Source organism: Arthrobacter sp. RAF14 (assembly GCF_052114185.1).
In the GTDB taxonomy this organism is placed as follows: Bacteria; Actinomycetota; Actinomycetes; order Actinomycetales; family Micrococcaceae; genus Arthrobacter_E.
Genome location: NZ_JBFREG010000001.1, coordinates 1,045,072 through 1,069,977, shown reverse-complemented (window position 1 = coordinate 1,069,977; position 24,906 = coordinate 1,045,072). Strand labels below are relative to the sequence as shown.

Genomic DNA, 24,906 nt, shown 5'->3' with positions numbered 1-24,906 from the left:
GGCCGCAACCGCTAAGGAGAACGACGTGAACACTGTGGCCACCGCGGAACCATCCTCTGCCGGACGATCCGCCCCAGCCTCTGAAGACACCGCTCTCCGTGTGGAAGGACTGTGGAAGATCTTCGGTCCCAAAGCCGACAAGATCATGGGCACCCCCCAGGCGGATCTCAGCCGGCAGGAGCTCCTCAGCCAGACCGGGTGCCTCGCCGCCGTCAAAGACATCTCCTTCGACGTCGCCCGCGGCGAGGTGTTCGTCATCATGGGCCTCTCGGGATCCGGCAAGTCCACCCTGGTCCGCTTGCTGACCCGGCTCATCGAGCCCTCGGCCGGCCGCGTCACCATCAACGGCGAGGACGTCACCCAGGCGAGCAAGACGAAACTCCGGACGCTCCGCCGCAAGCACATGTCGATGGTGTTCCAGCAGTTCGGCCTCCTCCCCCACCGCAAGGTCATCGACAACGTCGCCTACGGGCTGGAGGTCCGGGGCGAATCGAAGGCCACGCGCCTGGCACGGGCGCAGGAGATGGTGGAGCTGGTCGGGCTCTCCGGCTACGAACAGTCCTACCCGGATCAGTTGTCCGGCGGCATGCAGCAGCGCGTCGGGCTCGCCCGCGCTCTGGCGGTGGACCCCGAGGTCCTCTTCTTCGACGAACCCTTCTCCGCCTTGGATCCCCTGATCCGCAGGGACATGCAGAACGAGGTCGTCCGCCTCCACGAGGAAGTGGGCAAGACCATGGTCTTCATCACCCACGACCTCCAGGAAGCCCTGAAGATCGGCGACCGGATCCTCATCATGCGCGACGGCGAGATCGTCCAGGTGGGCACCCCGGCCGAGGTCGTGGCCAATCCCGCCGACGACTATGTCCGCGATTTCGTCTCCGAAGTGCCTCGCTCCCATGTCCTGACCCTGCGCTACGTCGTCAGGCCGCCCCGGCCCGGCGAGTCCGTGGACGGGCCCATCATGCAGGCCGACCAGGTGGTGCGCTCCGCGGCCAGCCAGGTCCTGCATTCCTCGCTGCCCGTCCGGGTCTTCGACGGCGAGGACTTCCTCGGCGTCGTGGATGACGACGACATCCTGCGCGTGGTCGTGGCGGAGGAAGCCCCGTGAGCACGTCCACCAGCGCCCCGGAGCGCCAGGCGGGCCCCGCATCCGAGACTCCGGCCGCGGCCGCCACGACGCCCGGCGACTCCCTTCTGGGCAGTCTCCGGCGCCATTGGCGCCGGACGCTGCTGGTCGCCGTCGTCGTCCTCTGGGTGATCCTCTGGGCCCTGCTGAAGGGCACCCAGACACTCGAGATCGGCGGCGCCGACAAGACCGACATCCACCTGTGGCTCAACAGCGTCCGGGATTCCTTCGACGCGGCCCGCGGCAGTTCGGCGTTCTTCCAGTACGTGGTGCAGCCCATCACGGACGGTGTCAACGGTCTGGTCACGGGCCTGCAGAGCCTGTTCAGCCAGGGAAGCGCGACCCGTCCCGTGCCCGAAGTGGGCTGGCTGGGGGTCGTAGCCCTGCTCGCGTGGCTCACCTACACCTTCGCGGGCCTCCGCTCGACCGTCCTGGTCACGGTGTGCGTCCTGCTGTTCGGCTTCTTCGGGTACTGGCAGCAGAGCATCGACACCCTGATCGTCACGTTCGTGGCGGTGATCCTCTGCGCCGTGGTCGGCCTGCCGCTCGGCATCTGGATGGCGCGCAGCCAGCGGGCGTCGGCCGTTTTCACGCCCGTGCTGGATCTGATGCAGACCCTGCCGTCCTTCGCCTACCTGGCGCCGCTCGCCCTGGTCTTCGGGATCGGCCCGGCTGCGGCGATCGTGACCACCATCATCTACTCCCTGCCTCCCTTGGTGCGCATCACCGAGCACGGCATCCGGAACGTCTCCCCCACCACGCTGGAGGCCGTGACCTCCATGGGCGGCACCCCCTGGCAGACGCTCGTCACCGTGCAGCTACCCATGGCCCGCCGGACCATCGTGGTCGGGATCAACCAGTGCACCATGGCCGCGCTCTCGATGGCGACCATCGCAGCACTCATCAACGGCCCGGGCCTCGGCCAGCCGGTCCTGCAGTCCCTGCAGTCCCTCGATGTCGGCGGGGCCTTCGTCTCCGGCCTGGCCATCGTGCTCATGGCCGTCATGCTGGACCGCACGACGACGGCGGCCTCCGAACGCTCCGCCGTCGCCGCCCGCTTCCAGAAGCGCTCCCGCAAGGGGCTCATGCCGGGGCCGCGCAGGCGCCGGATCATCGTGACCGCCGCGGCCGTCGTGACAGCCGTGGCCATCTACCTGTCGCACAGCTACATGGCACTGGCCAAGTTCCCGGAGTCCCCGAACCTGGGGACGCCGCTGGCCGACGCGATCTCCGCGGCGACCCAGTGGATCGTGTCCACCTTCGCCGGCTTCACGGGCTGGCTCAAGGACACCGTGACGATGCTCCTGGTGGACCCGCTGCAGTCCCTTCTGGCGCAGGCCCCGTGGTGGGTCATGGCGATCGTCCTCCTGGGGGTCGCCCTGGCACTGGGCGGCATGCGCGCCGCCGCGGTGACGATCGTCTGCGAAGCGGTGATCCTGGGGACCGGGCTGTGGAACGAGAGCATGAAGACCCTGGCGACCACTCTGGTGGCCACGCTGCTGGTCATCATCGCGGCCATGGCGCTGGGCGTCTGGATGGGACGGAGCAAGATGGTGGACTCGGTTGTCCGGCCGGTCCTGGACGCGCTACAGACCATCCCGTCCTTCGTGTACCTGGTCCCGGCGCTGGCTCTGTTCGGGCCCACCCGCTTCACCGCCATCATCGCGGCGTTCTGCTACGGGGTCCCCATCGCCACCAAGCTCGTGGCGGACGGGATCCGTGGGGTCTCGCCCGTCACGGTGGAAGCCTCCGAGTCCATGGGCACCACCTCCTGGCAGATGATCTCCAAGGTCCAGCTGCCCATGTCCCGCTCGGCCGTGGTCCTGGCCGCCAATCAGGGGCTCCTCTACGTGCTGTCCATGGTGGTCGTCGGCGGTCTCGTGGGCGGCGGTGGACTCGGCTACCTGGTGGTCGCCGGCTTCTCCCAGTCCCAGCTCTTCGGCAAGGGCCTGGCCGCCGGCATCTCGATCACCGCGCTCGGCGTCATGCTCGACCGCATCACCAAATACACCGCGGCCCGCCTGGGCCGGGAATGACAAAGGAAAACGCCATGAAGAAACGGAATCAACAGCGTGGGGGCGCAGGACGCACGAGGAACACGGCCCTTGCCGCGGTCTTCATGACGGGGCTGCTCGGGCTCACGGCCTGCGGCGGGGACATCTCCTCCGGAGGCTCCTCGTCCGGAGCAGCAGCGGCCTGCGGCGCCTTCAATGTCGCCGTGAACCCGTGGGTGGGTTACGAGGCGGATGCCTATGTGGTGGGCACGGTGGCCAAGGAGAAGCTCGGCTGCACGGTGAACTACAAGACGCTGAAGGAGGAAGTGGCCTGGCAGGGCTTCGGCAGCGGCGAAGTGGACGTCGTCCTGGAGAACTGGGGCCACCCCGACCTGACGGAGAAGTACATCAAGCAGCAGAAGACCGCCGTGGATGCCGGCCCCACCGGCAACACCGGCGTGATCGGCTGGTACGTCCCGCCATGGATGGCCAAGCAGTACCCGGACATCACGGACTACAAGAATCTGAACAAGTACGCCGATCTGTTCAAGACCTCGGAGTCGGGCGGCAAGGGACAGCTGCTCGACGGCGACCCCTCCTACGTCACCAATGACGAGGCCCTGGTCAAGAACCTGAACCTGAATTTCAAGGTGGTCTATGCGGGCAGTGAGCCCGCCCTGATCCAGGCCTTCCGTCAGGCGGAGCAGAAGCACACCCCGCTCCTCGGCTACTTCTATGAGCCCCAGTGGTTCCTCAATGAGGTTCCGCTGGTGAAGGTCAACCTGCCCGCCTACACGGCCGGCTGCGACGCCGACGCCGCGAAGGTGGCCTGCGATTACCCGAAGTATGAGCTGAACAAGATCGCCTCGAGCAAGTTCATCGCCTCCGGCAGCCCGGCCGCCAAGCTGGTGAAGAGCTTCACGTGGACCAACGCGGATCAGAACGCCGTCGCCGGATACATCGCGAAGGACGGCATGAGCCCGGAAGCCGCGGCCAAGAAGTGGATCGACGCCAACCCGGACAAGGTGGCGGCCTGGCTCAAATAACACGTCCCCGGGGTGGGGCCGTTCGCGGCTCCGCCCCGGGTTCGCCACATCAAAAGAATGGAGAGCAGCGCATGTCAGGAAACAGAGCAGTCGCCTACAAAGCGCCCGGGGTCGTTGAAGTCATCGACACCGAGTACCCGACGTTCGAATTGAAGGATGGCCCGGGGGTCAACCCACTCAATGTGGGCCGCAAGGTTCCGCACGGGGCGATCCTCCGGACCGTCACCACGAACATCTGCGGATCGGACCAGCACATGGTCCGCGGACGGACCACGGCGCCACAGGATCTGGTCCTGGGGCACGAGATCACCGGCGAGGTGATCGAAGTGGGATCCGACGTCGAATTCATCAAGGTCGGCGACATCGTCTCGGTGCCCTTCAACATCTCCTGCGGCCGGTGCCGCAACTGCAAGGAGCGCAAGACGGGCATCTGCCTGAACGTGAATCCCGACCGCCCCGGCAGCGCCTACGGTTACGTGGACATGGGCGGCTGGGTCGGAGGCCAGGCGGAGTACGTCCTGGTCCCCTACGCGGACTGGAATCTGCTCAAGTTCCCGGACCGCGATCAGGCCCTGGAGAAGATCATGGACCTGACGATGCTCTCCGACATCTTCCCCACCGGCTTCCACGGCGCAGTGACCGCCGGGGTCGGCGTCGGGTCCACCGTGTACATCGCCGGTGCGGGCCCGGTGGGTCTCGCGGCGGCCGCCGGAGCGCAGCTGCTGGGCGCCGCCGTCGTGATCGTCGGTGACATGAACGAGGACCGCCTGGCGCAGGCCCGCTCCTTCGGCTGCGAGACCGTCAACGTCGGGGCGGGCGATCCCCGCGACCAGATCGAGCAGCTGCTCGGGGTCCCGGAAGTGGACTGCGGCGTCGACGCCGTGGGCTTCGAGGCCCGCGGCCATGGCAAGGACGCCTCGCATGAGGCGCCGGCCACCGTGCTCAACTCACTCATGGATCTGACCGCTGCGGGCGGAGCGCTGGGCATCCCCGGTCTCTACGTCACGGGCGATCCGGGCGGCATCGACGAGGCGGCGCAGCGCGGTTCCCTCTCGCTCTCGCTGGGCACCGGCTGGGCGAAGTCGCTCTCCTTCACCACGGGTCAGTGCCCGGTCATGAAGTACAACCGCCAGCTGATGATGGCGATCCTTCACGACAAGGTGCAGATCGCCAAGGCCGTCAACGCCAAGGCCATCCCGCTGGAGGACGCCCCTCGGGGCTATGCGGAATTCGACGCCGGCGCGGCCACCAAGTACGTGCTGGATCCGAACGGCTACGTGCGGAACTGACACAGGGCGGGGGCGCCTGAGCGCTTCCGTCTGAGGACCTGCAAGGCTCTCCCGGTCACAGGCCGGGAGAGCCTTGCACATTCCGCCGGAGACTCCTGGACAGCCGTGGAAGACGCAGGTGGATGCGTCTGCGGCGACTTTCGCCATAGTCTGTCCGAGTGGAACCCAGCACAGTGAACAACCGGCAGCAGGTGGACAGGCAATCCCGCATCCTGGACGCGGTGCTGGAGCTGCTGTCGCGCCACGGTATCTCGGGCATCAACATGCGAGCGGTGGCGCGGGAGGCCGGCGTCGCGCTCGGACTCGTCAACTACTACTACGCGGACAGGCCCAGCCTGATCCGCGCCGTCCTCGGCCGGATCAGCGAGAGCGATCTGCGTCTGGTCGCCCCGGATCCCGACGCGGCTCCGGACGAGCAATTGCGCACCGCCCTCCGCCGCGTCGCGGCGCCGGAGATCCTGACCACGCAGTACCTGTCCCTGCGCCTCCACCTCTGGGCGCTTGCCCAGGCGGACGAGGAATTCGCGGCCATCAACGCCGAGGCGTTCGACCGGTATCTCGACGGCCTGGCCGGATTGATCGGCAAGGCGCGACCCGGTCTGACACCCGAGGCCTGCAAAGACCGGGCCGCGGACATCGTCGTGCTGCAGAACGGCATGTGGCTCACGTCCCTGCTCGGCATCGACCCCTCATCGATCGAGCGGAGCATCCTCCGCACCGAAGAGATCGCCTTCGCCGACTGACGTCTTCCCCCGTTCGATCCCTCCCGGCACTTTTGTGACGGGATGGCTCCGTCGTGCCCGGAAAGCGCCTCCACCCCGCCTGACCAGGGTCTGAGGATCCTGCGCCCGATGGATTTGAACAGATGTCCAAACTGGGTCTTGAACGTTTGTTCAAGCTCCGCTAACCTCGAAAATATGACCCGCGTCACACAGGCGCGGGTCTTGCGGAAAGAGGCCGTCCAGGCCCACGGCATGCGCCACTCCATGCTCGGTGGAGTTCACGCCAGGCCGCACTTCCGCTCGAGGTACAAGGAGACTTCATGAGCAAGAGCAGCTACGACTACGTCATCGTAGGCGGGGGAAGCGCCGGCTCCGTGCTGGCCGACCGTCTGAGCGAGGACGGCACCCGCAGCGTGCTGGTCCTGGAAGCGGGCCGCAGTGACTACCCCTGGGACCTGTTCATCCAGATGCCCGCGGCGCTGACCTTCCCCAGCGGCAATCCGTTCTACGACTGGCGCTACGAATCCGATCCCGAGCCGCACATGGGCGGCCGCCGCGTCGCGCACGCCCGGGGCAAGGTCCTCGGCGGATCCAGTTCCATCAACGGCATGATCTTCCAGCGCGGCAACCCCCTCGACTACGAGCGCTGGGGCGCCGACGCCGGCATGGAGACCTGGGATTACGCCCACTGTCTCCCCTACTTCCGCCGGATGGAGACCACCCTCGCCGCGGACCCGGACGACGAGTTCCGCGGCCACGACGGCCCCCTCGTGCTCGAACGCGGCCCCGCCACCAACCCCCTCTTCGGCGCCTTCTTCCAGGCCGCCCGGCAGGCCGGCTTCCCCCTCACCGACGACGTGAACGGCTACCGTCAGGAGGGCTTCGCACCCTTCGACCGCAACGTCCACAAGGGCCAGCGCCTCTCCGCCTCCCGGGCCTACCTCCGCCCGAACCGGGGCCGGCCGAACCTGACCGTGCAGACCCGGGCCCTGGTCACCAAGGTCAACTTCTCCGGTGACACCGCCACCGGTGTCACCTACCGCCACAACGGCAAGACCCACACCGTCAACGCCGGCGAAGTCATCCTCTCCGGCGGCGCGATCAACACTCCGCAGCTGCTCCAGCTCTCCGGAGTGGGCGACGCGGAGCACCTGCGGAACTTCGGCATCAAGTCGGTGGTCAACCTTCCCGGCGTCGGCGAGAACCTGCAGGACCACCTGGAGGTCTACATCCAGCACGCCTGCACCCAGCCCGTCTCCATGCAGCCGGCTCTGGACGTGTGGCGCATGCCGTTCATCGGCCTGCAGTGGCTCCTCGGCCGCAAGGGGCCGGCGGCCACCAACCACTTCGAAGGCGGCGGTTTCGTCCGTTCCAACGAGGACGTGGCGTACCCCAACCTCATGTTCCACTTCCTGCCGGTGGCGGTACGCTACGACGGTCAGAAGGCCGAGGCCAAGCACGGCTACCAGGTCCACATCGGCCCCATGTACTCCGACGCCCGCGGCAGCCTGAAGATCCGCTCCTCGGACCCGACCGTTCACCCTTCCATGATCTTCAACTACCTCTCCACGGACCAGGACCGCCGGGAATGGGTGGAAGCCGTCCGCATCTCCCGGGACATCCTGGGCCAGTCGGCCATGGCGCCGTACAACGGTGGTGAGATCTCCCCCGGCCCCCGGGTGCAGACGGACCAGGAGATCCTGGACTGGGTGGCCAAGGATGCGGAGACCGCACTGCATCCGTCCTGCACCGCCAAGATGGGCCCGGCCTCGGACCCGATGGCCGTGGTCGACCCGCTGACCATGCGCGTGCACGGCACCAAGGGCCTGCGCGTCGTGGACGCCTCGGCCATGCCGTACGTGACCAACGGCAACATCTACGCACCGGTGATGATGCTCGCCGAGCGGGCCTCCGACCTCATCCTGGGCAAGGAGCCGCTCGCGGCGCAGCACACCGAGTTCTACCGCCACGGCATCTCCCCGCTCGAGCGGGACCAGTCCGCCAACGGCCAGTCAGTGAAGGGTTGAGAACATGACCGCGACACCCACCGAGACCAAGACCATCCGTGGCCTGTTCATCGACGGATCCTGGCGGCAGGCCGCCGACGGCGGAACCACCACCGTGCGCTGTCCGGCGGACGGGCGGGAGGTCGCCGTCGTCGTGTCCTCGACCGTGGAGGACGCCGAGCAGGCGATCGCGAGCGCCCGCACCGCCTTCGACGAAGGACCGTGGCGCCGGAAGACCGACATCGAGCGCGGCGAGGTGCTCCTGAAGATCGCGAGCCTGCTCGAACGCGACAAGGCCGCCTACGCCCGTGCCGAGTCGCTGGACACCGGGAAGCGCCTGGTCGAGTCCGAGTACGACATCGATGACATCGCCGCGTGCTTCCGCTACTACGGCAAGATCGCCGGGCTCGACGCCGGCCGGGTCATCGACACGGGCCTGCCGAACGCCATCAGCCGCGTGGTGTACGAGCCGCTCGGCGTCTGCGCCCTCATCGCCCCCTGGAACTACCCGCTCCTCCAGGCTGCCTGGAAGGTGGCCCCGGCGCTCGTGGCAGGGAATTCCTTCGTGCTCAAGCCCAGCGAGCTCACCCCCTCCACGTCCATCCTGCTCATGGAGACCCTTGCGGAAGCCGGGGTGCCGGCCGGCGTCGCGAACCTGGTCACGGGAAGCGGCTCCAAGGTCGGACCGGTGCTCAGCTCCGATCCACGCGTGGATCTCGTGTCCATGACCGGAAGCCTGGCCACGGGCCAGACCATCATGGCATCCGCGGCGCAGACCGTGAAGCGCATCGCCTTCGAACTCGGCGGAAAGAACCCCAACGTCGTCTTCGCCGACGCCGACTGGGACGCAGCTCTGGACAACGCCCTGACCGCGGTGTTCCTGCACTCCGGCCAGGTCTGCTCGGCCGGGGCCCGGCTCGTGGTCGAGGAGACCATCGCGGACCGCTTCGTCACCGAGATCGTGGAACGGGCGCAGAAGATCCGGATGGGCGGCCCGTTCGACGCGGAGGCGGAGACCGGCCCGCTCATCTCCGCGAAGCACCGCGACCAGGTCCACGCCTACGTCCAGGCCGGCATCGCCGAGGGCGCCGAACTCCTGTGCGGCGGTGTCATCCCCGTGGACGGCCCACTCGCCGAAGGCTTCTTCTACCCGCCCACCGTGCTCGGCAACTGCCGCTCCGGCATGAGTGTTCTGCAGGAGGAGTCGTTCGGACCGGTGCTGACCGTGGAGACCTTCCGCACTGAAGCCGAGGCCGTCGCCATCGCCAATGACACGGAGTACGGCCTGGCGGGCGCGGTGTGGACCTCGGACGCGTCGAAGGCACAGCGGGTCGCCGGCGCGCTGCGGCACGGGACCGTGTGGATCAACGACTACCACCCCTACGTCCCCCAGGCGGAGTGGGGCGGTTTCGGCAAGTCGGGCATCGGCCGCGAGCTCGGCCGCGCCGGCCTCAACGAATACCGCGAGGCCAAGCACATCTGGCAGAACATCCAGCCCGCTCCCAGTGGCTGGTTCGGTTCCACCGACTGAAAAAGGCCACCGACTGAACAAGCAGCATCCGGTCATCCAGGGGACCCTCCCGGACACGCGATGAGGCGCGTCCGGCCGGTTCCGCCGCGCCCGGCCAGGGCGTGGCGGAACCGGTGGGTCACATCAGCTAGGAGCACAGATGTCAGAATCGTCAACCGTCACCGGCCCCGGCAAGGCCGCCGACAGCAGCGGGATGGATGAGTTCGGGTACGCCCAGACTCTCGACCGCAGCATCGGGAAATTCGCCAGTTTCGCCGCCGGAGTCAGCTACATCTCCATCCTGACCGGCGTCTTCCAGCTCTTCTATTTCGGCTTCTCCACCGCCGGACCGGCCTATGCCTGGTCCTGGCCCATCGTCTTCGTCGGCCAGCTCATGGTCGCGCTCTGCTTCGCCGAACTCGCCGGCCGGTATCCCGTGGCCGGTTCCGTCTACAACTGGGCCAAGCGGCTCAGCAGCGGCACCCCGTCCTGGCTGGCGGGCTGGCTGCTCCTGATCTCCTCCATCATGGCGCTCGGATCCGTCGCCCTGGCGCTCCAGATCACCCTGCCGCAGCTGTGGAGCGGTTTCCAGTTCGTCGGCGACGGCACCGGCCCGTACGATTTCGCCATCAACGGCGTCGTCCTGGCCACCGGCATGATCGTCATCTCCACGCTGATCAACGCCTTCGGCGTGAAGCTGATGACCAAGATCAACAGCATCGGCGTCTTCGTGGAGCTCATCGCCGCGGTGCTCCTGGTGGTGGCCCTGTTCTGGCATGTGAACAACGGCCCGGAGGTCCTCCTGGACACCAAGGGATTCGGCGAAGGCAAGCCGATGGGCTTCTTCGGAGTGTTCCTCATCGCCGCCATGGCGTCCGGCTACGTGATGTACGGCTTCGACACCGCGTCCTCACTGGGCGAGGAGACCAAGGACCCCAAGAAGACCGCTCCCAAGGCGATCCTCCGGGCCGTCACGGCGTCCTTCCTGCTGGGCGGCCTCCTGCTCTTCGGCGGCATCCTCGCCGCGCCCGATCTGAAGGACCCGAAGCTGGGCTCCCCCGACGGCGGCCTGCAGCACATCGTCCTCTCCGTCCTGGGCGGCCCCTTCGGCAAGGCGTTCCTGGCCTGCATCGTGGTCGCCGTCGTCGTGTGCACCCTCGCGGTGCACGCCGCCGCCATCCGCATGATGTTCGCCATGGCGCGCGACAACAATCTGCCGTTCAGCCGCCAGCTGAGCAAGGTGGACCCGGTCCGCAAGACCCCCACCGTGGCCGCGATCGTCATCGGCGTCCTGGCCGTCATCCCGCTGCTGGTGAACATCACGCAGCCGGCCATCTTCACCATCCTGTCCAGCATCAGCATCGTGCTGATCTACCTGTCCTATCTCCTCGTGACCGCCCCGATGCTGCGCCGGCGGTTCCTGAAGAAGTGGCCGCTCAAGGACGACGGCACCGAGGTCGGCTTCAGCCTGGGCAAATGGGGCCTCCCCGTCAACATCCTGGCGGTGGTGTGGGGTGCCGCCATGACGCTCAACCTGGTCTGGCCCCGTCAGGAGATCTACAACTCCGTGCCGCCGTTCGAGTGGTACTTCCAGTGGGGCGGGGTCATCTTCGTGGTGGGCGTCATCGTCATCGGCTCACTGCTGTACCGCCTGAGGATCCGTCACCGGACGGGCGTCCTAGCCGAACACGCCGCCGTCGTGCAGTCCGGTGCGGCGTCCAGTCCGTCTGCTCCGGCTGAAGAAGACCCTGTGGCCGGAGCGCCGGGCGAGGCGCAGCTCCAGCCGTGTCCCGTGCATCACCGCCACCATCGGCGAGCACCCGTCCTCAGCGGCGCCGGGCCCGCCCGCTGCCCCTACGAGGTTCAGGGGAAGTAGGAGCGCAGCCCGCCGAACACGCACCCGGAAAAGCCCGGCTGGTCACCTACCGGCCGGGTTTTTCCGTGCCCTCCCCCGGCCCAGGACCGGCACTCCTCGGGGCACGGGTTCTCTCCGTTCCGTAGGGGAACCCCTGCGGACGGCGCCGCCCACCGTCTTCCCCGGGGCTACGGTCTTTCCCCACAGCTGGAGCGCCGGGGGAAGTCCATAAGCCAGGGGATCTCCTGAAGGCGGCCCGGGCAGCACACAGCTCCGCCCCGGTCACGGATGTCCATGACCGGGGCGGAGCCGGGTGAGCCGCGGTTCAGCCGCGGATGCGCTCCATGCTGGGATCGTAGAGCGGCTCGGCCGTCACCGTGGCGGGGATCCGTTCACCGAAGTACTCGATCTCCACCCGGTCACCGATGCCGACCGCGGTGGGCAGCCAGGCGTAGGCGATCGGACGGTGGATCGAGAAGCCGTACGCGGCGCTGGTGACGTACCCGGAGGCTTCGCCGTCGACGTACACGGGTTCCTTGCCGAGCACCACCGAGCGTCCGTCGTCGATCGTGAGGCAGCGCAGCGTCTTCTCCGCGGGCTCGTCCTTGCGCTCGACCAGCGCCTCCGCGCCCGTGAAGCCCACCTTGTCCTTGGCCACGGAGAAGCCCAGGCCCGCCTGGTACGGGTGGTGCTCGGTGTTCATGTCCGTGCCCCAGAGGCGGTAACCCTTCTCCAGGCGCAGGCTGTTGAACGCGCCACGGCCGGCGGCGATGATGCCGAACTCCTGACCCGCCTCGAAGAGCAGGTCCCAGAGCTTCAGTCCGTACTCGGAGCTCGTGTACAGCTCCCAGCCGAGCTCGCCGACATACGACAGCCGCATCGCGGTGACCGGGATGCCGCCCACGGAGATCTCCTTGGCGCGGAAGTACTTGAGGCCGTCGTTGCTCAGATCGTCGCCGCTGACCTTGCCGATCACCTCGCGGGCCAGCGGACCCCAGAGACCGATGCAGCAGGTGCTGCCCGTGATATCGGAGACGTGGGCCCACTGCGACGGATCCTCGGACGACTGCTTGCGGGCCTCGGCGCGCAGGTAGTCGAAGTCGACGTTGCTGTTGACGCCCAGCTGGAAGCGTTCCTGATCGAGGCGGGCCACCGTCACGTCACTGCGGATGCCGCCGTCGTGCTCCAGAAGGAGGCAGTACGTGACCGCGCCCGGCTTCTTGGTGATGTTGCCGGTGCTCAGGCGGTGCAGGAGCGCCTCCGCGCCGGGGCCGACCACCTCCAGGCGCTTGAGCGGCGTCATGTCATACAGCGCGACGGCGGTGCGCGTCTTCCAGGCCTCGGCCGCGGAGATGGGCGAATGGAACATGTCCGACCAGGACTCGCGCTCCGGAGCCTGCCACTCGGCGGGAAGCTCCTCCAGAAGCCCACGGTTCGCCTCGAACCAGTGCGGGCGTTCCCAGGCGGACGCCTCCAGGAAGAAGGCGCCGAGTTCCTTCTGGCGGACGTGGAACGGGCTCACGCGCAGATCCCGCGGGGACTCCTTGGGCTGGAGCGGGTGCAGGATGTCGTAGATCTCCACGAAGTTCTGCTGCGAGGTCTCCGAGACGTAGTCGTCGGAAGTCTGCACTTTCTCGAAACGGGTCAGCTCCGTGCCGTGCAGATCGATGCTGGAGCGGCCTTCGATGAGGAGTTCGGCCACGGCCTTCGCGACGCCGGCGGAGTGGGTCACCCAGACCGCTTCGGCGACGAAGAACCCTCCCAGGTCCGGGTGCTCGCCGATGAGCGGGCCGCCGTCGGGTGTGAAGGAGAAGATGCCGTTGAAGCCGTCCTCGATCTCCGCGTTCCGCAGCGCCGGAAGGAGGTCCTGGCTGTCCTCCCACGCCGGCAGGAAGTCCTCCAGGGTGAAGTCCAGGCGGGAGGGCATCTTGTGCTCGGACATCTCCTCGGCGGAGACCTTGGGCAGCTGGGTCATGTCCACCGGCATCGGACGGTGGGCGTAGCTGCCGATGCCGATGCGGTCGCCCCACTCGCGGTAGTAGAGGTCCTTGTCCTGGTAGCGCAGAATCGGTTTGGTGGCCCCCTTGGGGAGTTCGTTGACGCCCTCGAGTTCGGGCAGCGGGGTGGTGACGGCGTACTGATGCCCGAGCGGCAGCAACGGCACCTCCAGCCCCACCATCTTGCCCAGCTCACGGCCCCAGAATCCGGCACAGGACACCACGATGTCCGCCGGGATCAGACCGGCGTCCGTCTCGACACCCGTGACCCTGCCGCCGTCCTGGGCGATGCCCGTGACGGTCGTGGAGCCACGGAATTCCACGCCGCGCTCGCTGGAGCGTTCGATGAGCAGCTGCACGGCGCGGGCCGCAAGGGCGAGCCCGTCGCTCGGGATGAGCAGGCCGCCGAGGACCTCCCGGCCATCACTCAGGGCGCCGGTGGTCAGCAGCGGATAGTGCTTTTCGCACTCGTCCGCGTCGATGATGCGGCTTTCGACGCCCCAGGACGTCATCAGACCCATCTTCCGGTGCAGGTCCTTCAGCCGTTCCGGCGTGGTGGCCAGCTCCAGGCCGCCCACCTGGTTGAAGCAGGACTGGCCGTCCTTGCTCAGTCCCAGGAACTTCTCCACCGTGTACGTGGCGAACCGGGTCATGGTCCGGGATCCGTTGTTCTGGAACACCAGTCCCGGCGCATGGGAGGTCGAACCGCCCGCCAGTTCCAGTGGCCCCTGGTCGACGACCGTGACGTTGTTCCAGCCGCGACTGGAGAGTTCGTCCGCCAGGTTGGCGCCGACGATGCCTGCGCCGATGATGACGACTCGTGGTGATGTGCTCATCTTCTTGTGATTCTCCTGGTTCGCGTCAGCGGAAAACGACGGTTCGGGTGTTGTTCAGCAGGACCCGGTGCTGGCAATGCCATTGCACGGCCCGGGACAGGGCCTGGGATTCGGCGTCCCGGCCGACGGTGGCCAGAGCGTTCGCATCGAGGCTGTGATCCACCCGGAACACCTCCTGCTCGATGATCGGGCCCTCGTCCAGATCGGCCGTGACGTAGTGGGCGGTGGCGCCGATGAGCTTCACGCCGCGGTCATAGGCCTGGTGGTACGGCTTGGCGCCCTTGAACCCCGGGAGGAACGAATGGTGGATGTTGATGGCTCGTCCGCGCAGGGTCCGGGTGAGATCATCGGAGAGAACCTGCATGTAACGGGCCAGGACCACCAGATCGGCCTGGTACTCCTCCACCAGTTCGAGCAGCCGGGCTTCGGCCTGTGGCTTGGTGTCGGCGGTGATCGGGACGTGGATGAACGGCAGGCCGGCGGCCTCCGCCATCGCCCGCAGGTCCTCATGGTTGGACACCACGACGGCGATCTCCGCGCCCAGACTGCCGGCCCTCCACCGGAAGATGAGGTCGTTGAGGCAGTGGCCGAACTTCGAGACCATCACCAGCAGGCGCTGCGGCCGGCTGTCGTGGATGGTGAAGTCCATCCCGAACTCCTCGGCGACTGCGGCGAATTCCTGGCTGAGACCTTCGACGGAGACTTCCTCGTCCCCGGGGGTGAAGGCGGTGCGCAGGAACAGCTTGCCACTGACCTGGTCGTCGAACTGCTGATGTTCGATGATGTCGAAGCCACGGTCCGCCAGGAAGGCGGTGATGGCCCGGACGATCCCGGGGCGTTCCGCGCAGGCGAGGGTGAGGACGTACTGGGGGGCTGTGGTCCTGCCGGGGGCGGTGACGTTTTCGGCGGTCGCCCCGCCGGCGGTGCGGCTTTCAAGAACAACGGTCACGATCTACTCCTGGATCTTGAGACGTGCTGGGTGGGGAACGGGGAGTTCAGGCGTCGATGACCAGATCGGTCGTCGCCGTGGAGCAGCAGGGCAGGAATTTCCCGGCGGCGATCTCCCGCGCCCGGATGCCGCCCTGGTGGTTCATCTCGACCTCGCCGGACAGCTTGACGACCTTGCAGGAGCCGCACATGCCCTCCTTGCAGTTGGCGCCGATCCGGACGCCGGCACGCTGGGCCACTTCGAGGATGTGTTCGCTGGGGTCGATCCGGACATTGACACCCGTGCGCAGGAAGGACAGTGTGAGGCTGCCGCTGCCCACGGTGCCGAACTCCGACGGGTCCGGGGTCCCGGGAGCCGGTGCCGCCTCCGCGGTGGGCGCCTCGGAGTCCGAGGCCTCCAGCGGCAGGCCGGAGGCATCGAGCGTGCCCTCGTCGTCATAGCCGGGTTCGTAGAGTCCGAACGCGGCCGGCTGACTCTCGAAGTAGTCCTCCGGGGATTCCGCGATCTCCTCGGCGATCTCCTCCGCGATGTCGGTGGCGAGTGCGATCTCCTGCTGGTATTCCAGGAGCGTCTGCCGGTTGCCGGTGAAGAACTCCATGTAGATGGAGGTGTCGTCGACGCCGACCTTCTTCAGCAGCTCCGTGGCGGTGTTCAGATACCCTTCGGGCCCGCAGGCGTAGACCTGGCGGCCGTTGGCATCCGGGGCGACCTCATCGATCATCGCCGCCGAGAGACGGCCGCGGAGCCCCTGCCATCTCTCCGGGATGGCCCGGTCGCCCAGGGAGTAATGGACCCTGATCCGCGAATCCACGGAGGCGATGTGGTCCAGTTCCCGCTGGAAGGCGAAACCGTCGGCTTCGGCGCCGTGATACAGGACGACGACGTCGGCGTGGCCGGGCAGCGAGTGGATGGTCCGGACCATGGACATGATGGGGGTGATGCCCGCACCCGCCGCCAGCAACAGGTAGCGCGCGCGGCGGTCCGCGTCCGGCAGGTGGAACGCGCCGACCGGTCCGAGCATGTCGAGGACGGTGCCGGGCCTGACGTTCTCGTGGATCCACGGCGAGACGGTCCCCGCGGAGTCCCTCTTGACCGAGAAGCTGAAGGTCCAGGGCTGGGTGGGTGAACTGGACAGCGAGTAGCTGCGGTCCACGGGATCCTCGTCCTCGCCGTTCACGGGGAAGGCGATGTTCACGTACTGCCCTGCACGGAACGCCAAGGGAGCCCCGTCTCCGCGCCGGAACACGAAGGTCATCAGGCCGCCGGCCTCGGGGATGGTCTCCACGCACTCGGCCATGAACTCCTGCGGATGCCAGGGACCCAGCGCCCGGGCGGCCCGCGCGGGCGTCTCGGCGCTTCCCATCACCCTGTTCCAGGGCATCTCCAGACCCCGGATGCGCTGGGGCTCCTGGACCACTGCCCCGGTGAGGACTTCGGTCATGCCAGGTGCTCCTGCACCCGCTGCACGTACCAGTTGATGAAGGCCTCCACCTGGTACTCGCTCTTCATGTAGGGGCCGGGTTCGTAGGCGGGGCTGGCGGCGCCCTGCTGGCAGAGTTCCACGAACGCCTTGTCCTGGATGTTGGTCTGCTTCCACGTGTAGGTGAGCTTGTCCAGGTCGTAGTCGACGCCTTCCACGGCGTCGTCGGCCACGAGCCAGGTGGTGCGGACCAGCGTCTGGTGTTCGTTGATGGGGAACACCGAGAAGGTGATGACGTGATCGCTCATGAAGTGGAACCAGCAGTTGGGCTGCAGATGCATGGAGCAGCGTCCCAGACGGAAGTCGCGGAGATCGCCGAGGAGCTTCTTGGACAGCCGCCGGCCGTCGGCGGAGAACGACTCACCGTCACCGTCGAGGGCTTCACGCGAGATGCGGATGCCCGCGACGCGGGTGTCGAGTTCTTCGACCACCTGGTGCGGAAGACCGTAGCGGTCACAGCGCGCCTCGAGATCTGATTGGGCGACCTTGTTGCGTTCCCAGACCTCTTCGAGGTGGGTGGGGATGAGGCCCTCGGTCAGGCCCCAGGTGGGGAACAGGGAGCAGGCGAGCTCGGGATGCCCGTCACAGTGGTAGCACTCACGGTTGTTCTCCATGACGAGCTTCCAGTTGCCCTCTTCGATGATGTTCTGCTGGTACGCGATCTTGGTCTTGGCCAGCTCGTGGGGGGCGAGGTACGGCTCGAAGATCTTGGCCGTCTCGTAGAAGTCGGTCGGCGGCTCGGCGGCGAGGCAGACGAAGATGAGCCCGGCGACTTCGAAGCCGTGAGCCTTCTTGAGCGCGAAGCAGTTCTTGTCGAACTTGGCCTCGCCGGGCGCTGAGGCGTGGATCAGGTTGCCTTCGGGCGAGTACGTCCAGGAGTGGTACCCGCAGACCAGGTTGCCGGTCTGCCCGGCGGCCTCGGTGAGCACCCGGGCGCCGCGATGCCGGCAGACGTTGTGCAGGACGTTCACGCCGCCGTCGTCGTTACGCAGGACGATCAGCGAATACGGGCCGTAATCGACCGTCACATAGTCCCCCGGCTCCGGCAGTTCCGCGGTGCTCGCGGCGAAGATCCAGTGCTGACCGAAGATGGCCTCCATGTCCAGCTTGAAGATCGTCGGATCCGTGTAGAACGGTGCGTCGAGGGAGTATCCGGTGCGCCGGAACTCGAACAAGGCGGAGATTTCGGCCAGCTGCTCCACGGGCAGAGTGGCGGCGATTCGTCCGCGCGAGCTGAGGGGAGCGTTCGCTGGAGCGGTCATGGGGTTTCCTCCCGGGGAGACACGAGGGGCGGGGGTGCGCGACAGGCTTGTCAAGATGAGATTAGGATCACAGTCCCCGCAGAAAAAGCGCGAGATTTAGCGAAGATCCATGCAGAATTGATGCATGATCGATGTCAGGCTCATCACGCTCCGAGTCTTCGCCCAATGCGGCACCATCGGGGCGACCGCGGAGCTCACCGGATACTCGCCGTCGGCGGTGTCCGCTCAGCTGCGGGAGCTTCAACGAGTGCTTGGAATGCAGCTCCTCACCAAGGACGGGCGCGGCCTCAGACTGACCGCCACCGGGCGCTTCCTGGTGGCCGGTTCGGACGCCCTGATCGCCGAATGGGAGAGCCTGCGGGCCGCCGCCATGGAGGCGGGCGATCAGGTGCAGTCACATTTCGGACTGGGAGGCTTTTCGACGGCGGCGGCGCACCTGCTCGCCCCGCTCGCCGCGACGCTGAGGTCGGCCCGGCCCCTGGTTGACGTCCAGGTCCTCGAAGCCGATCCGGCCCGGTGTTTCGATCTGCTGGTGGCGGAACGCATCGACCTGGCCGTGATCATCGCCATGCAATCGGAGGGCCAGGAGGACGATCAGCGTTTCGAGAAGACCGTGCTGCTCGATGATCCGCTGGATGTGATCGTTCCCGCCGACCATCCCCTGGCATCACGTGCCGTGGTCACCCTGGAGGAACTGGCCGGGGAGCCGTGGATCACCGAGGCCGTCGGCTCCACCTATCACTCGCTCTTCACGGCGGCGTTCACGGCGGTCGGTGTGACTCCCCGCATCGCCCACGAAGCGTCCGAATGGGAGACCATGATCGCTTTCGTCGGCGCCGGGCTCGGCGTCGGGCTCCTGCCGCGACTGGCGCCGCTGCGTGGCGCCGAGAACGTCGTGCGGCTGCGGATCACCGGCAAGGGGCGGCCCTCGCGCCGGATCATCGCCGTCGCCCGCCGGGGCAGCCTGGGCTCCCCCCTGATTCAGGAGTCGCTCGGAATTCTGCAGGCGAGCGCCCACCAGATCCTCACCGCCCGCCTCGACGAGGAGGACTGAGCGGCGGGGGTCGACGGGCCTTTACCCTGTCGGTCGGCACCGCAATACTGAAAACGGGGAACCGTTGCGAACCGACGACGTCTGGAGGACCCGATGGCCGGAGTGAACGAACCCTACAACGCACGGATTGATGGGGTGCCCCTGAAGGACTCCGCCCGGGCCGGCGCGCCCGGCGTCACTCTTCACGGCCCCGCGGACGGGGACCAGCGCATCGAGGTCACGGTGGTGCTGCGGCGCCGGTCGGAGCTTCCGGCCGTGCCGGCCCAGGAGCGGCTGACTCCCGCCGAGCTGGCCGCGCAATACGGCGCCTCCGACGCCGATTTGCGCCTCGCGACCGAGACGTTCACCCGCCTGGGACTGGACGTGGTCGAATCGGATCCCGCCTCGCGACGCCTCCGGCTGTCCGGGACCGTGGAGCAGCTGAGCCGCATTTTCGGCACCACGCTGGAGGACGCGACAAAAACCTCCTCGGATGGCGACTCGGTGCAATACCGCCACCGGACGGGCGAGCTGAGCATCCCGGCGGAGCTGAACGGCATCGTGGTCGCCGTCCTCGGCCTGGACGACCGGCCCCAGGCCCGCGCGCATTTCCGCATGCTCCCCCGCACGACGGCGGGCACCAGCTACAGCCCCGTGGACCTGGGCCGGGTGTACGGCTTCCCGGACGGCACCGATGGCGCGGGTCAGACGGTGGCCATCCTGGAACTCGGCGGCGGCTACGCTCAGGCGGATCTGGACGCCTACTTCGCCGGGCTGGGACTCGCCACACCCCAGATCACCTCCATCGGCGTCGACGGCGGTGCGAATCAAGGCGGGAACGACCCGCAGGGCGCGGACGGCGAGGTCCTGCTGGACATTGAAGTGGTCGGGGCGCTGGCGCCGAAAGCGGCGATCCAGGTGTACTTCGCACCCAACACGGACGCCGGGTTCCTGGACGCCCTGGTCGCCGCGACCAAAGCCTCGCCGTGCGCCATCAGCATCAGCTGGGGCCAGAGCGAGGACCAGTGGACGGCCCAGGCTCGCGACGCGTTCGACCAGGCCCTCGCCGACGCCGCCGCACTCGGCATCACCACGACCGTGGCGTCCGGCGATCGCGGCAGCAGCGACGGCGCCCCCGACGGGAAGGCCCATGTGGACTTCCCGGCCTCCAGCCCGCACGCCCTGGCCTGCGGTGGCACGCGCCTCGAAGCCGATCCGGAGTCCGGCACGATCAGTTCGGAGACCGTGTGGAATGAAGGCCCCGACTCGGCGACCGGCGGCGGCTACAGCAAGGTGTTCCCCCGGCCGGCCTGGCAGTCGCCGTCCTCCGGGCATTCCGGCCGCGGCGTGCCGGACGTCAGCGCCGTCGCGGATCCGCAGACCGGCTACCGGATCCGCGTGGACGGCAAGGACATGGTGATCGGCGGCACGAGTGCCGTGGCTCCACTCTGGGCGGCGCTCATCGCCCGGATGGCACAGGCCGGCAACCGGCGTTTCGGACTCATCCAGCCTTCGCTGTACGCCGCGGCCTCGGGGTTCCGGGACGTGACCGTCGGCGACAACGGAAGCTATCACGCTGGGCCAGGCTGGGACGCCTGCACGGGACTGGGCACGCCGGACGGCACTGCGCTGCTGGCGGCGCTCGAGGGGTGAGGGCCGGCACCACGCCCGCGGGCGCCGCTCCCGGCGACCTCCACCGAGAAAGGAAAGTCATGACCGTCCCCCAACTGGCCGCTCTGTGTTTCGACGCCCGGGATCCCGCCGCTCTCGGCGTCTTCTGGTCCGCGGTCCTGGACCGGGATGTCTCCGCAGACGGTGACGGCGCGCTGCTCGAAGCGATGAGCGACGCCGAGTTCCCGGTGCGTTTCCGGCCCAGCGTCGAGCCGAAGACCACGCCGAACCGCTACCACTTCGACCTCACCAGCGCCTCGCCCGAGGACCAGGCCGCCCTGGTGGAACGAGCCCTCGCGCACGGGGCGCAGCACCTCGACGTCGGTCAGCGTCCCGAGGAGCGCCACGTGGTCCTCGCCGACCCCGAGGGGAACGAGTTCTGCGTGATCCCCTCGGACAACCGTTTCCTGGCCGGCACGGCGGCGATCGGCGCACTCTCCGGGGACGGCACGCAGCGCGTGGGCTATTTCTGGGCCGAGGCTCTGGGATGGCCCTTGGTGTGGGATGAGAACGAAGAAACCGCGATCCAGTCGCCCGAAGGCGGCACCAAGATCACCTGGGGTGGTCCGCCCGTGCGGCCGAAGGCCGGTGTGTCACGGCTGCGTTTCGAACTCGGAACGCGCCCAGAGGAACTCGCTGGGACGGTGGAGCGTCTGGTCGCGCTCGGAGCCTCCCCCGCCCCCGAAGGAACCACTCGCGACAGCGATGCCGCTGTGGTGCTGACGGACCCGGACGGCAACGAATTCACCGTTCGAGCGCTTGAGCCACTGGAGTCCGGCCCCCGGGCCGCTGAACGTTGAGTTCGCCGGCACCCTCAGACGGAGCTGCTCGCCCGGTGCCTTGCCCTGGTGCCACGCCGCGCCTTCACCCAGTTGCGGCGTGCCCGCATCGCGCTTCCGGGAATCCACCGGAACAGCGCCTTCGGCACGGCACCGGAGAAGACGTAGGTCCGGCCGTCCCGCACCAGGGCGAACTCCGGCTTCCCTTCCGGGGCCGTCGAACCGGCTCCGAGGGACAGGGCGAAGGCGCATTGCCCGCCGAAGGCCAGGTAGCTCTCACTCACGTCGACATCCTCCATCCTCGGGGCGGCGCTGGAGGGAACACCCCGGCACCAGCTCATCACGTCGTTAAGTGGCGCGAAGCCCCGGATCGTGACGTGGAACCGCAGACTGGATTCCGCGGAGATCCTCCGGTGGAGCCGGGGGTGGACCGACCGCGTTTGCTTGCATAGGCTGACGTCAGGCGCTATGTATGCGCATACAGAACCTCGGTGGAAGGTGGTCATCGTGACCCAGGACGTGTTGCCCCGTCAGACGCCCAGCCAGCTCGGCGTGGACCCTCATGGCATCAACGCTTTTCTCGATGCGGTCGAGGGAGCGGGCATTGAGCTGCACAGCCTGATGATCGTGGTCGACGGGGCCGTCGCCGCCGAGTCCTGGTGGCATCCGTACGACGCTTCCACTCCCCATCTGCTGTACTCACTGAGCAAGAGCTTCACCTCCATCGCGGCGGGCATCGCGGAGTCCGAGGGTCTGCTGCACCGGGACGACCGGCTGGCCGATCACCTGCCGGAAGCGGCCGGGTACGGCGAGGCGACGATCGCCGACGCCCTCCGCATGTCGGTGGGACACCTCCTCGATCCGGTCCTGGACCCGAGCGTCGAGCTGCCCGTCACCGACGACGGCCTCCTCCAGCTGCTGGCCGCCTACCATCCGGAACGGCGTCCAGGAGAGATCTTCACCTACGATCAGCTCGCCACCTTCGCGGTCGCCAAGATCATCGAACGGAACGCGGGAACCTCACTCTTCGAATACCTCCGTCCTCGCCTGTTCGAACCCCTCGGAATGGCGGAGGCCAAGTGGGCCGGCGGGGACTCCAACCCCGGCTTCACGGGCCTCCACCTCCACACCGAGTCGATCGCCGCGTTCGGTCAACTGCTGCTGCAGCGCGGCTCCTGGCAGGGGAGGCAGCTCGTGCCGGATGAATGGATCGATCAGGCCACCTCGGTACGGATCAACAATGACGCCGATCACCGCTTTCCCCCGGGCCAGCCAGTGGACCGCGACAGCTCGCTCGGGTACGGGTATCAGTTCTGGATCGGCGACCACGGTTACCACGCGGGCGGCGCGTACAGCCAGTTGTGCATCGTCCTTCCCGGAGTGAACTCGGTGATCGCTCTGACCGCGTCCACCGTTCTCGGCCAGCCGCTGCTCGACGCAGTCTGGGATCACCTGCTCCCCGCACTCTCGGAGCGGGGCGCAGCTCCGGCAACCCCCGCCGGCGCCACGGACAGCGCCGCGGTCATCCGCCGCCTCCAGCAAGCTCAGGTCCCGGCTCCCTCCGCCGGCGCCGAACGCCGCGCCGCGGCCCAGGCGAACGCTAATCTCGGGATGCTGGCGGGACTCGTGCTGGCGCTACGGGGCGAGGATGCGCCGGCCGGCTGGGCGGGGGCCGCCGAGCGCGCGCCGGAGTGGGCTGCCGTGGCCGCGCAGTCGGCCGCAGCAGAGGGCGCACGGCTGGCCCCGCCGTCGTCGTACAGCGCGTCTGGGATCGTTTTCACGCGCGCTCCCGGTGAGCCCGGCATCCCCCCGGTGCGCTTCGGCGGGCTGGGCGGCAGGGACCTGCCCGAACTCGAATCCGTCCAGCTCGACGGCGGCACCCTGATCTTGACGCTCGACGGCGCGCAGTTCCGTCTCGCGGTCGGCGAGGACGACTGGGCCCGGGGCGAGCTGTTGAGCGAGCCCCCGGTCCGTTTCGCGACGCGGGGCGGCTGGGACGGGCCCGAGTCGTTCGAGGCGGAACTCCGGATGATCGAGGGGCCGCATGTGGGCTTGTTGCGGCTCTCCCCCGCGACTGGGCACTTCTCGTTCACCTGGCGGGAACCGACGCTCGTGGGACGTGGGCTCGCCGGCTACCAGGTGTAGGAACGGCCGCTCAGGGGCAGCCGCAGCTGCGGCCCACAAGGATCGCCACGGGCAGGACGACGTGCCGGGTGGTGCCCGGCGCCTCCAGCGCCTCGGTCAGAAGCTCGACGGCGACACGCCCCAGCTCATCCATGGGCTGGCGCACCGTCGTGAGTGGCGGGTCCGCCAGACGGGCCGCGTCGATCCCGTCGAAGCCGGTGACGGCGATGTCCCCGGGGACTGCGAACCCGTGCTCCACGAGCGCCGACTGGACGCCAAGAGCAGTCTGATCACTCGAGCACACGATCGCGTCGGGAAGCGACTCCCCGAACGACGGGTCCGACCGGAGCAGCGCCCTCAGCGCGGCGTAGGTCGCGGAGCGGGACCCGGCATCCACGAGCGGCTCCCCTGGCACGTCCAGGCCGCGGTCCTGCAGCGCCGCGGCGAACCCTGCGTAGCGCTGCGCATGCTCGGCGCCCGTGGCGGAACCGGCGAAGGCGAGACGACGGGCGCCATGGTCATCGGCCAGATGCGCCGTCAGAGCCCGCATGCCGTGAAAGTCATCCACCCGGACCGACGATGCGGCCATGCCGTCCGGCACGAGCTGCGAGACGAGCACCATCGGGAGACGCTGATCGAGGAGCCGCAGCTGCGCTTCGTCGATGGTCGACGGCAGCACCACCAGACCGTCGCTGCGACGGGCGATGTCATCGAGCGCCACACCTCGGCCGTCGGCATCCTGCCAGCCGACCAGGAGCGGGAGCCGGCGGAGCGTGCACTCCAGTTCGATGCCGCGAAGGACCTCGTCCGCATAGAGCGGGAACAGACGGGGCCAGTCGCCACGGTACTCGACGCGGGGCACGTCTCCGACCGTGCTCGGCACACGGTCGCGGTCCCACTCATCAGGCTCGTGCCCGCTGAAGGAGTAGAAGCCGAGGGTGCCGGTGCTCTGCTCCGCGAGTCCGCGGGCCAGCCCGCTGGGCAGGTAGCCGAGTTCCTCGACGGCGTTCCTGATGCGGTCCCTGAGGGTCTCGCTGAGTTTTTCCGGAGTGCGGAAGTACCTCGAGATCGATGCCGTGGACACGCCGGCCGCCGCTGCGACGTCGTACACCGATGGACGCGCCTTCGTCACGGTCATCCTCACTCCCTGTCCTCTGACGCCGGCCTCGACGTCGGTCACCCCGGAATGGGCCGGGGTCGCCGCCCCCAACGGTATCGGAAACAGCG

General features: G+C 68.0%; 18 protein-coding genes. 12 read left to right on the top strand and 6 right to left on the bottom strand.

The features are described from left to right. The first annotated feature begins 25 nt into the window (after nucleotides 1-25). The 8 genes from AB4Y75_RS05030 (at nucleotide 26) to AB4Y75_RS04995 (ending at nucleotide 11,569) form a co-directional block, all read left to right on the top strand. Nucleotides 26-1,108, top strand: a complete 1,083-nt coding sequence (locus tag AB4Y75_RS05030) for a quaternary amine ABC transporter ATP-binding protein (RefSeq protein ID WP_441434759.1) — start codon at nucleotides 26-28, stop codon at nucleotides 1,106-1,108. After that, nucleotides 1,105-3,162, top strand: a complete 2,058-nt coding sequence (locus AB4Y75_RS05025) for an ABC transporter permease (RefSeq protein ID WP_441434758.1) — start codon at nucleotides 1,105-1,107, stop codon at nucleotides 3,160-3,162. The genes AB4Y75_RS05030 and AB4Y75_RS05025 overlap by 4 nt, the downstream gene beginning before the upstream one ends. Nucleotides 3,163-3,176: 14 nt before the next feature. After that, nucleotides 3,177-4,166, top strand: coding sequence for an ABC transporter substrate-binding protein (locus AB4Y75_RS05020; RefSeq protein WP_441434757.1), 990 nt, complete (start codon nucleotides 3,177-3,179; stop codon nucleotides 4,164-4,166). A gap of 71 nt (nucleotides 4,167-4,237) precedes the next feature. Beyond that, nucleotides 4,238-5,455: a formaldehyde dehydrogenase, glutathione-independent gene (gene fdhA, locus AB4Y75_RS05015; protein ID WP_441434756.1), complete on the top strand. Its 1,218-nt coding sequence runs from the start codon at nucleotides 4,238-4,240 to the stop codon at nucleotides 5,453-5,455. Nucleotides 5,456-5,613: 158 nt separating this feature from the next. Next, on the top strand, nucleotides 5,614-6,198 hold the full coding sequence (locus tag AB4Y75_RS05010; RefSeq protein ID WP_441434755.1) for a TetR/AcrR family transcriptional regulator: 585 nt from the start codon (nucleotides 5,614-5,616) through the stop codon (nucleotides 6,196-6,198). A 299-nt stretch (nucleotides 6,199-6,497) separates the two neighbouring features. Further along, entirely contained in the window at nucleotides 6,498-8,204 is a 1,707-nt protein-coding gene (gene betA / locus AB4Y75_RS05005) for a choline dehydrogenase (RefSeq protein WP_441434754.1), read from the top strand. Nucleotides 8,205-8,208: 4 nt separating this feature from the next. Then, the gene (locus AB4Y75_RS05000; RefSeq protein ID WP_441434753.1) at nucleotides 8,209-9,714 is read left to right on the top strand and encodes an aldehyde dehydrogenase family protein; all 1,506 of its coding nucleotides are present in this window, start codon (nucleotides 8,209-8,211) and stop codon (nucleotides 9,712-9,714) included. 139 nt (nucleotides 9,715-9,853) lie between these two features. After that, on the top strand, nucleotides 9,854-11,569 hold the full coding sequence (locus tag AB4Y75_RS04995; protein WP_441434752.1) for an APC family permease: 1,716 nt from the start codon (nucleotides 9,854-9,856) through the stop codon (nucleotides 11,567-11,569). Nucleotides 11,570-11,873: 304 nt separating this feature from the next. Here the strand turns inward: AB4Y75_RS04995 and AB4Y75_RS04990 are convergent, their stop codons facing one another. The 4 genes from AB4Y75_RS04990 to AB4Y75_RS04975 are packed head-to-tail and all read right to left on the bottom strand — an operon-like array spanning nucleotide 11,874 to nucleotide 18,072. After that, a complete protein-coding gene (locus AB4Y75_RS04990) occupies nucleotides 11,874-14,381 on the bottom strand; it encodes a GcvT family protein (RefSeq protein ID WP_441434751.1) in 2,508 nt (835 codons plus the stop codon). A gap of 25 nt (nucleotides 14,382-14,406) precedes the next feature. Continuing rightward, nucleotides 14,407-15,330 carry a formyltetrahydrofolate deformylase gene (gene purU, locus AB4Y75_RS04985; RefSeq protein WP_441434750.1) on the bottom strand — a complete coding sequence of 308 codons (924 nt, stop codon included), beginning with the start codon at nucleotides 15,328-15,330 and terminating at the stop codon, nucleotides 14,407-14,409. Nucleotides 15,331-15,376: 46 nt separating this feature from the next. After that, nucleotides 15,377-16,771: a ferredoxin reductase gene (locus tag AB4Y75_RS04980; RefSeq protein WP_441434749.1), complete on the bottom strand. Its 1,395-nt coding sequence runs from the start codon at nucleotides 16,769-16,771 to the stop codon at nucleotides 15,377-15,379. Next, a complete protein-coding gene (locus tag AB4Y75_RS04975; RefSeq protein ID WP_441434748.1) occupies nucleotides 16,768-18,072 on the bottom strand; it encodes an aromatic ring-hydroxylating oxygenase subunit alpha in 1,305 nt (434 codons plus the stop codon). The genes AB4Y75_RS04980 and AB4Y75_RS04975 overlap by 4 nt, the downstream gene beginning before the upstream one ends. A gap of 124 nt (nucleotides 18,073-18,196) precedes the next feature. On the opposite strand from AB4Y75_RS04975, the gene AB4Y75_RS04970 reads away from it, so the two are divergent. The 3 genes from AB4Y75_RS04970 (at nucleotide 18,197) to AB4Y75_RS04960 (ending at nucleotide 21,576) form a co-directional block, all read left to right on the top strand. Next, a complete protein-coding gene (locus AB4Y75_RS04970; protein WP_441434747.1) occupies nucleotides 18,197-19,126 on the top strand; it encodes a LysR family transcriptional regulator in 930 nt (309 codons plus the stop codon). Between the two features lie 93 nt (nucleotides 19,127-19,219). Next, complete coding sequence (locus AB4Y75_RS04965) at nucleotides 19,220-20,758, top strand: S53 family peptidase (RefSeq protein ID WP_441434746.1); 1,539 nt, start codon at nucleotides 19,220-19,222, stop codon at nucleotides 20,756-20,758. A gap of 59 nt (nucleotides 20,759-20,817) precedes the next feature. Beyond that, the gene (locus AB4Y75_RS04960; protein ID WP_441434745.1) at nucleotides 20,818-21,576 is read left to right on the top strand and encodes a VOC family protein; all 759 of its coding nucleotides are present in this window, start codon (nucleotides 20,818-20,820) and stop codon (nucleotides 21,574-21,576) included. A gap of 14 nt (nucleotides 21,577-21,590) precedes the next feature. Here the strand turns inward: AB4Y75_RS04960 and AB4Y75_RS04955 are convergent, their stop codons facing one another. Next, nucleotides 21,591-21,839 (bottom strand): hypothetical protein, encoded by a 249-nt coding sequence (locus AB4Y75_RS04955; RefSeq protein WP_441434744.1) that lies wholly within the window; start codon nucleotides 21,837-21,839, stop codon nucleotides 21,591-21,593. Between the two features lie 223 nt (nucleotides 21,840-22,062). Here AB4Y75_RS04955 and AB4Y75_RS04950 point away from each other — a divergent pair, with 223 nt between their 5' ends. Beyond that, the gene (locus tag AB4Y75_RS04950) at nucleotides 22,063-23,700 is read left to right on the top strand and encodes a serine hydrolase domain-containing protein (RefSeq protein WP_441434743.1); all 1,638 of its coding nucleotides are present in this window, start codon (nucleotides 22,063-22,065) and stop codon (nucleotides 23,698-23,700) included. A 10-nt stretch (nucleotides 23,701-23,710) separates the two neighbouring features. Here AB4Y75_RS04950 and AB4Y75_RS04945 read toward each other — a convergent pair whose 3' ends face one another. After that, nucleotides 23,711-24,817, bottom strand: a complete 1,107-nt coding sequence (locus tag AB4Y75_RS04945) for a LacI family DNA-binding transcriptional regulator (protein WP_441434742.1) — start codon at nucleotides 24,815-24,817, stop codon at nucleotides 23,711-23,713. Between the last annotated feature and the right edge of the window lie 89 nt (nucleotides 24,818-24,906).